The organism is Pseudomonadota bacterium (assembly GCA_023229365.1).
Classification (GTDB): Bacteria; Myxococcota_A; Polyangia; order JAAYKL01; family JAAYKL01; genus JALNZK01.
On sequence record JALNZK010000206.1, the window covers coordinates 1 to 6,168 of the forward strand.

General features: G+C 69.8%; 7 protein-coding genes. 4 read left to right on the forward strand and 3 right to left on the reverse strand.

Translation table 11 applies throughout. The features are described from left to right. Positions 1 to 507: 507 nt before the first annotated feature. Genes M0R80_30870 through M0R80_30880 form a run of 3 tightly spaced genes read right to left on the reverse strand, consistent with a single transcriptional unit; the run spans position 508 to position 2,600 of the window. Positions 508 to 858, reverse strand: a complete 351-nt coding sequence (locus M0R80_30870; GenBank protein ID MCK9464043.1) for a hypothetical protein — start codon at positions 856 to 858, stop codon at positions 508 to 510. 11 nt (positions 859 to 869) lie between these two features. Further along, the gene (locus M0R80_30875) at positions 870 to 1,205 is read right to left on the reverse strand and encodes a DUF3392 family protein (protein ID MCK9464044.1); all 336 of its coding nucleotides are present in this window, start codon (positions 1,203 to 1,205) and stop codon (positions 870 to 872) included. Positions 1,206 to 1,214: 9 nt separating this feature from the next. Then, positions 1,215 to 2,600, reverse strand: a complete 1,386-nt coding sequence (locus M0R80_30880; protein ID MCK9464045.1) for a GDSL-type esterase/lipase family protein — start codon at positions 2,598 to 2,600, stop codon at positions 1,215 to 1,217. A gap of 62 nt (positions 2,601 to 2,662) precedes the next feature. Between M0R80_30880 and M0R80_30885 the strand changes: the two genes are divergently transcribed. The 4 genes from M0R80_30885 to M0R80_30900 form a co-directional block, all read left to right on the forward strand. Beyond that, positions 2,663 to 3,301 (forward strand): hypothetical protein, encoded by a 639-nt coding sequence (locus tag M0R80_30885; GenBank protein ID MCK9464046.1) that lies wholly within the window; start codon positions 2,663 to 2,665, stop codon positions 3,299 to 3,301. After that, entirely contained in the window at positions 3,291 to 4,718 is a 1,428-nt protein-coding gene (locus M0R80_30890) for an MBOAT family protein (protein ID MCK9464047.1), read from the forward strand. Before M0R80_30885 ends, M0R80_30890 begins: the two co-directional genes overlap by 11 nt. 106 nt (positions 4,719 to 4,824) lie before the next feature. After that, a complete protein-coding gene (locus M0R80_30895) occupies positions 4,825 to 5,211 on the forward strand; it encodes a hypothetical protein (protein ID MCK9464048.1) in 387 nt (128 codons plus the stop codon). Between the two features lie 42 nt (positions 5,212 to 5,253). Then, on the forward strand, positions 5,254 to 6,168 hold a 915-nt coding region (locus M0R80_30900; GenBank protein ID MCK9464049.1), incomplete at its 3' end, for an RNB domain-containing ribonuclease.

Below are 6,168 nucleotides of genomic sequence, written 5' to 3' on the forward strand. Positions count from 1 at the left end.
TTGGTTCGTCGACATCTCGAGCGCTGCGGGCATGACGTGGCGCCAGGCTCCGGGAAAGTCGATGCAGGGTCGCCTCGCCATCGGCTCGAAGTAGCCGACCCACCCGTATGTGACAAGTGATGGGTCCTGACCCCATTTTCGTCTTTCGTGTCCAAGACCCGGGATGGCGAGCTCCAGCTGGTCGATGGGCGTCGGCTCGTCGTCCCAGACGAGCGGTCGAAAGGGGTCAATCCATTACAATTAACAATTCCTTGAAAGTCATCGACCAAGCGCAACCATGCGAACGAGTGTGCATTAATTGTCAATTGTGTGGATTGACCCCTGCTTACTTAATTATCAATTGTAATGGATTGACCCCTGGCTTGACCTTGACCCCTGGCTTGACCCCTGGCTGACCCCTGGCTGGAAGCGCATAGGCATTGTCGCACTGTGCCCCCGAGACTCGTTATAAGATCTGTTCCGCGACGAAACCCTACGCCTCTGGAACTACATCACAGCCGAGAAAGCCTACAACATCGCCTCCGCCAGGTTGAAGAGCGGTAGGTACATTACCGCGAAGAATATCACGGGCTGAAGAACCACCCACGCGATCGCGCCGCTCATCGCGACAGCCCGGGATCGACGCCGTGCCCGCAGGACCCACGGCGGGAGCACTATGGCGAACGGCACGAGCCCGAGCGCGAGGTTGAGCCAGGGCAATAGCCACGCTCCCGTGACCTCCGGCAGGCAGCACGAGAAGTCGGCGAACATCCCGGCGAAGATCGGCGCGACGTAGAAGGCCGCAGCGATCGACCACACGAGCCCCAGGCCTGCGAAGGCAAGCCCGACGACGTCTGCGGCGACGAACGGGCGTGGCACGGACCGCCGCGCTACGCCTGGCGCTGGCGCTGGGCCTCGATCGCCAGGAGCACGAGCAGGACGAGCACGGCCGGCGCCATGTACATCCCGCCCTTGAGCGAGAAGCCCTCCCGCAGCGCGAACGAGACGCCGAGCGCGAGCCCGGTGTAGCCGACGGCGCACACGAGGAGGAACGTGAGGAAGCGCGTGACCTTGTTGAACGACGACGTCCATCCGGTCACGAGCTTGAGCACGTACCTGTTCGCGAGCGCGACGATCCCCGCGGTGAGGATCAGCACGATCTCGGTCGCGTGCGGCCGGACGAGGCCGTTCCAGAATGCCAGGGTTCCGAGTTGCTCGACGGTCATGTTCGTCTCCTACTCCGTTCCGGCGAGGGGGTTGCCCTCGCGGTACTCCTCGTACGCGCCGACGATCTCCTCGGCGAGGCGCTCGCCGACGACGCGGTACCCGCGCGCCGTGAGGTGCACGCCGTCCTTGCGGGCGAGGCCCTGGCGCTCCCACGCGCCGTGCGATCCCGGACCTCCCATGAGCTCCTGCAGATCGACAAAGCCGCACCCGATCTCCTCCGCGACGTCGCGCTGCGCCTCGATGATCCACGCGAGCTGCGTTGCTCCCGAGCGGGAATCGCGGCCGCGGCGATCCGGCGGGCCGAGGAGCAGGCACGACGCGTCGGGCGCCCCTTCGCGGAACCTCGCCATCACCCGACGCACGTCGGCGCGGTACGACTCCCTCGTGATGGTGCGCGAGTCGACCTCGTTGGATCCGTACATCGTGACGATCAGATCCGGGCTCCGGCGCTCGATCTGCTCGGCGAGCAGCGCCGCGTCCCAGCGCAGCGGGGTGTAGAAGAACGCGCCGTTGACGCCGAGGTTGTCGTAGACGATCCCCGGCCCGCGCCCCTCCACGGCCACGCCGAACAGGCGGACCGCGCCGTCGCCCCGCAGCCGCACCTCGAGCGCGTGCGATCCCGGCTCGGCTTCGGCGCGGAAGAAGCCGGACCGCGGCCCGTCCCCGTCGGTCGACACCGTCCCGACCTTGCGCCCGTCGACGCGCACGTCGAACGATCCCCCGCCGCGCCGCACCATGTAGTACACGTCGAACGACGCGGCCTCGTCGCCGTAGTCGCCGTCCGACGTGGCCACGCGGACGAACGCGCCGCGTCGCGAGCCCATGGTGCACACCCCGCCGAGCCCGTACCGCCCGTCCAGGGTCGCGGGATCGACGGCCACGAGCACGCGCTCGGCCCGCCAGTCGGCGGCACCCGACGTCGCGATCTCGACGTCCTTGGGCTTGTACGACTTCCACGGGCGGCCGAGGGCGACGAAGCCGCGCCCGCCGTCCCCGAACCTGTCCTGCAGCGCCCGCCGGATCGCCGCGGTCAGGAGATCCGCCGCGGTGTGGGAGTCGCCGTAGTGCACGGCGCGGACGAGGCCGTCTCCCTCCCGCTCGGCGCGAGCGAGCGCTATGAAGAACGGCGCTAGGGGCTCGATCTCGAGCGGGACGATCCTGGCGAGCCCGAGCCCGTCGCCGACCGCGCCCTCGTCCACCTCGACCCCGCCGTCCGCCCACGGGTCGTCCGGGATCGCGAACGCCTCGGCGCCCCGCGCGGGCCTCGAGGACTCGGCGAGGTGCGCGGCGCGGGGACACGAGATCGCCACGAGCCCGATCACGGCGACCGCGGCGAGCCGCAAGGGGACGCAGCCGCGGGCGCGAAACAGGGCCGTGAGCACGAGGAGTGTCATAATGTGGTCAATGTAGGACAAATACTTACCCTTGGCAAGTTCCCGTCCAGGGGCTTAATGGGGTGGTGCCGTCCCGTCTCGGAACAGCGGTCGCCCTCGCGGCCGCGCTCTTCGCCTCCCCGACCGACGCGGGGTTGCTCCCGGCCGCGCCCCTGCCCTCGCCCGACGAGGTCTACCCGTCCCCGCCCGACTGGCGCGGGGTGCGCGTGCTCCACGTCGGCGACTCCAACGTCTCGGCCGGTCTCGTCTCGGGGTTGCGGCGGGCGTTCACCGAGGCCGGCGCGCGGTACGAGGCGCGCGGTTGGGTGGGCTCGCGGAGCAAGTCGTGGGTCGTCTCCGGGCGCCTGACGGAGGCCATCCGGGAGCTCGCGCCGCAGGTCGTCGTCGTGACGCTCGAGACGAACACGCTGCGCAGCCCGCGCGTCGACGTGAACGCGGCGTGGGTGCGGCGGTTCGTCGAGCGCATCGGGCCGCGGCGCTGCTACTGGCTCGGGCCGCCGCCGCTCGTCGAGGACGCGTACGGCTACGTCCCGGTGCTCGCCGAGGCGTGCGCGCCGTGCCGGTACTTCGACACGAGCCGCCTCCCCTATCCGAAGCACGAGAGCGGGCGCTTCCACCTCACGCGGGAGCAGGGGCTCGACTGGGCCGCGCGGGTGTGGGATTGGATGAACGGCCCGGCGGACGAGGCCCATGCTCTTTAGCTCCACCGCGTACGCCGCGCTGTTGCTCGCCGCGTTCGGCGGGTTCTGGGCGCTCGCCGCGTTCCTCCCCGGGAAGCGGACGGCGCGCAGCGCGTTCCTGCTCGCGGTCAGCTACTTTTTCTACGGGACGTGGAACCCGCGCTACCTCGTCCTGATCTTCGCGTCGTCCTCGCACGACTACCTCGTCGGGCGGCTGCTCGGCGCGGCCGAGCGCCCGGCGCACAGGAGGCTCCTCCTGCTCGCGAGCGTCGGCGCGGATCTCGCGGTGCTCGGCGCGTTCAAGTACTTCGACTTCTTCGCGGACTCTTTCGCCGCCCTGCTCGCGGTCTTCGGGGTCGTGGCCGTGCCGCCGCACCTCGGGCTGCTCCTGCCGGTCGGGATCTCGTTCTACACGTTCCAGTCGCTGAGCTACACGATCGAGGTGTACCGCGGCCGGCTCGCCCCGACGCGCAACTACGTCGACTACCTCGCGTTCGTCTCGTTCTTCCCGCAGCTGCTCGCCGGGCCTATCACCCGCGCCGCGGCGTTCCTGCCGCAGCTCCTTCGGGCGCCGTCGCTCACCCCCGAGCGCGCGAGCCGGGCGGTCTTCCTCATCGGGCTCGGGCTCGTCAAGAAGATCGCGATCGCGGACCTGCTCGGCGCGCAGCTCGTGAACCCGGTGTTCTCGAACCCGGTCATGTACTCGGCGGCGGAGACGCTGGCCGCGGCCTACGGCTACAGCTTCCAGATCTACATGGACTTCTCGGCGTACTCCGACATCGCGATCGGCTCGGCCGCGCTCCTCGGCTTCGAGCTGCCGCGCAACTTCGCCGCGCCGTACGTCTCGGCGAGCCTCCGCGAGTTCTGGCAGAGGTGGCACATCTCGCTCTCCACCTGGCTGCGCGACTTCCTCTACATCCCCCTCGGCGGCTCGCGCCACGGCGCGCTGCGAACCTACCTCGCGCTGATCGCGACGATGTTCTTGGGCGGCCTCTGGCACGGTGCGGCCGCGAAGTTCGTGGTCTGGGGTCTCATCCACGGCGCGGCGCTCGTGATCACGCGGCTCGTCCAGAGATCCGGCCTCCCGGGCCGCCTCCCGGGCCGCCTGCGCCGGGCCGTCGGCGTCGTCCTCACGTTCCACGTCGTGACCGCGGCCTGGGTGTTCTTCGGCGCGCCCTCGTTCGACGGCGCCCTCGAGATCTTCCGGTCGCTCGGATCCGGGGACTTGAGCGCGGCGAACCTCGGGCTGCCGGCGCTCGCGGCGCTCGCCATCGCGGTCGCGGCGCACCCGGTCCGGGACGCCTGGTTCGACCGCGTCGTCGCGCTGTTCCACAGGATCCCCGCCCCGGCGCAAGCGCTCCTCTTCGTCTGCGCGGTGCTCGCGGCCCGGCAGATCGCGTCGACGGACGTGGCCCCGTTCATCTATTTCCAGTTCTGACGTAACGATGACAGGCATGCCATGCGCAGCACGTTCGCCCTTTTCGGGTGCGTTTCGACCGCGGCGAGGAGTATAATCGGCGCTCCCCAAGGAGAGGAGGCCGAAGATGAAGAAGAGCGTTCTGTGGGTCGTGATCGTCGTTGCCGGTGGCCTCGGCTACTCGGCGTACGACTACTTCACCGGATCCGAGAAGGGCGGCGCCTGCGAGTGGAACCAGGACTGCAAGGGCAACCTGTACGGCAAGTTCGGCTCCCAGTGCCTGGACGCCGGCGACGGGACGGGCGGCTTCTGCACCGGTACCTGCGCCGCGGCGACCGAATGCCCGGCCGGATGGTCGTGTGAGGATGTCGATTATTATGAAAACGACGTGAAGAAGGGGACGAACCGGGTGTGCGTGCGGCCGGCTCCGAACGCCGCGCAACCCGTGGCCGCTCCGGCTCTGCCGGGGGCACCGGCCGCGCCCGTCCCGGCCCCGATCCAGCCCGCGCAGTGATCCGGCCATCGCCGCACTGAGCTCGCCAACATCCCGGAAACAATGAAAAAAAAGATAATCCAAGAAGACATCAAGCAATTCATCGAACAGAGCGGCGGCAAACCGGTACGACCGCGCAAGCTCGCCCGGCTCATGGGCATCTCGGAAGATCAGTACGGCGACTTCCGCACCGCGTACAAGGATCTGCGCGAGGCGGGGCGCGTCGTCCTCGGCTCCCCCGCGGCGCTCGCGCCACTCGCGGCGCCGGTCGAGATGCACGGCCGGTTCCGCGCCCACCCGCGCGGCTTCGGCTTCGTGACCCCGGACGATCCGACGTTCGCGGCCGACCTGTTCGTGCCGGAGGGCGCGACGAAGGGCGCGCTCACCGGGGACAAGGTGGTCGCGCGGGTCACCCGGCGGAGCAAGCGGGCGGGGCGCACCGCCTACACGGGCGAGGTGGTCAGCGTCCTGGAGCGCGCCTCGACCCGGGAGGTCGGCACCCTGTCACTGGTCGACGGCGTCTGGCTCGTCGTGCCGGACGGCCGCCGCTTCACCGCGCCCATCGCCGTGGGCGACGTCCCGGTCGAGCACCGGCGGGAGGGGCTCAAGGTGGTGGTCGACATCGTCCGCTTCCCGGACGGCGCCGGCCCAGCGTGGGGCGTCATCGCCGACGTCCTCGGCCCGTCCGGCGCGCCCGAGGCGGAGATCCTCTCGATCGCCCGCGCCCACGGGTTCGACACCGTCTTCCCAGAGGCGGTGCTCGACGAGGCCCGCGCCGCGGCCCGGGACTTCGCGCCGGAGGCGGCGGCGGACAGGGAGGATCTCACCGGGCTCGCGATCGCGACGATCGATCCCACCGACGCCCGGGACTACGACGACGCCATCAGCGTCGAGCGGCGGCAGGGCGGCGCGATCCGGCTCGGCGTGCACATCGCCGACGTCTCCCACTTCGTCGTTCCCGAGATCGGAAGAGCACAC

What these genes read in the sequence shown, in the direction of transcription:
- M0R80_30875 (MCK9464044.1), bottom strand. Translation starts at nt 1,205, where the DNA reads ATGACCGTCGAGCAACTCGGAACCCTGGCATTCTGGAACGGCCTCGTC.
- M0R80_30880 (MCK9464045.1), bottom strand. Translation starts at nt 2,600, where the DNA reads ATGACACTCCTCGTGCTCACGGCCCTGTTTCGCGCCCGCGGCTGCGTC.
- M0R80_30890 (MCK9464047.1), top strand. Translation starts at nt 3,291, where the DNA reads ATGCTCTTTAGCTCCACCGCGTACGCCGCGCTGTTGCTCGCCGCGTTC.
- M0R80_30895 (MCK9464048.1), top strand. Translation starts at nt 4,825, where the DNA reads ATGAAGAAGAGCGTTCTGTGGGTCGTGATCGTCGTTGCCGGTGGCCTC.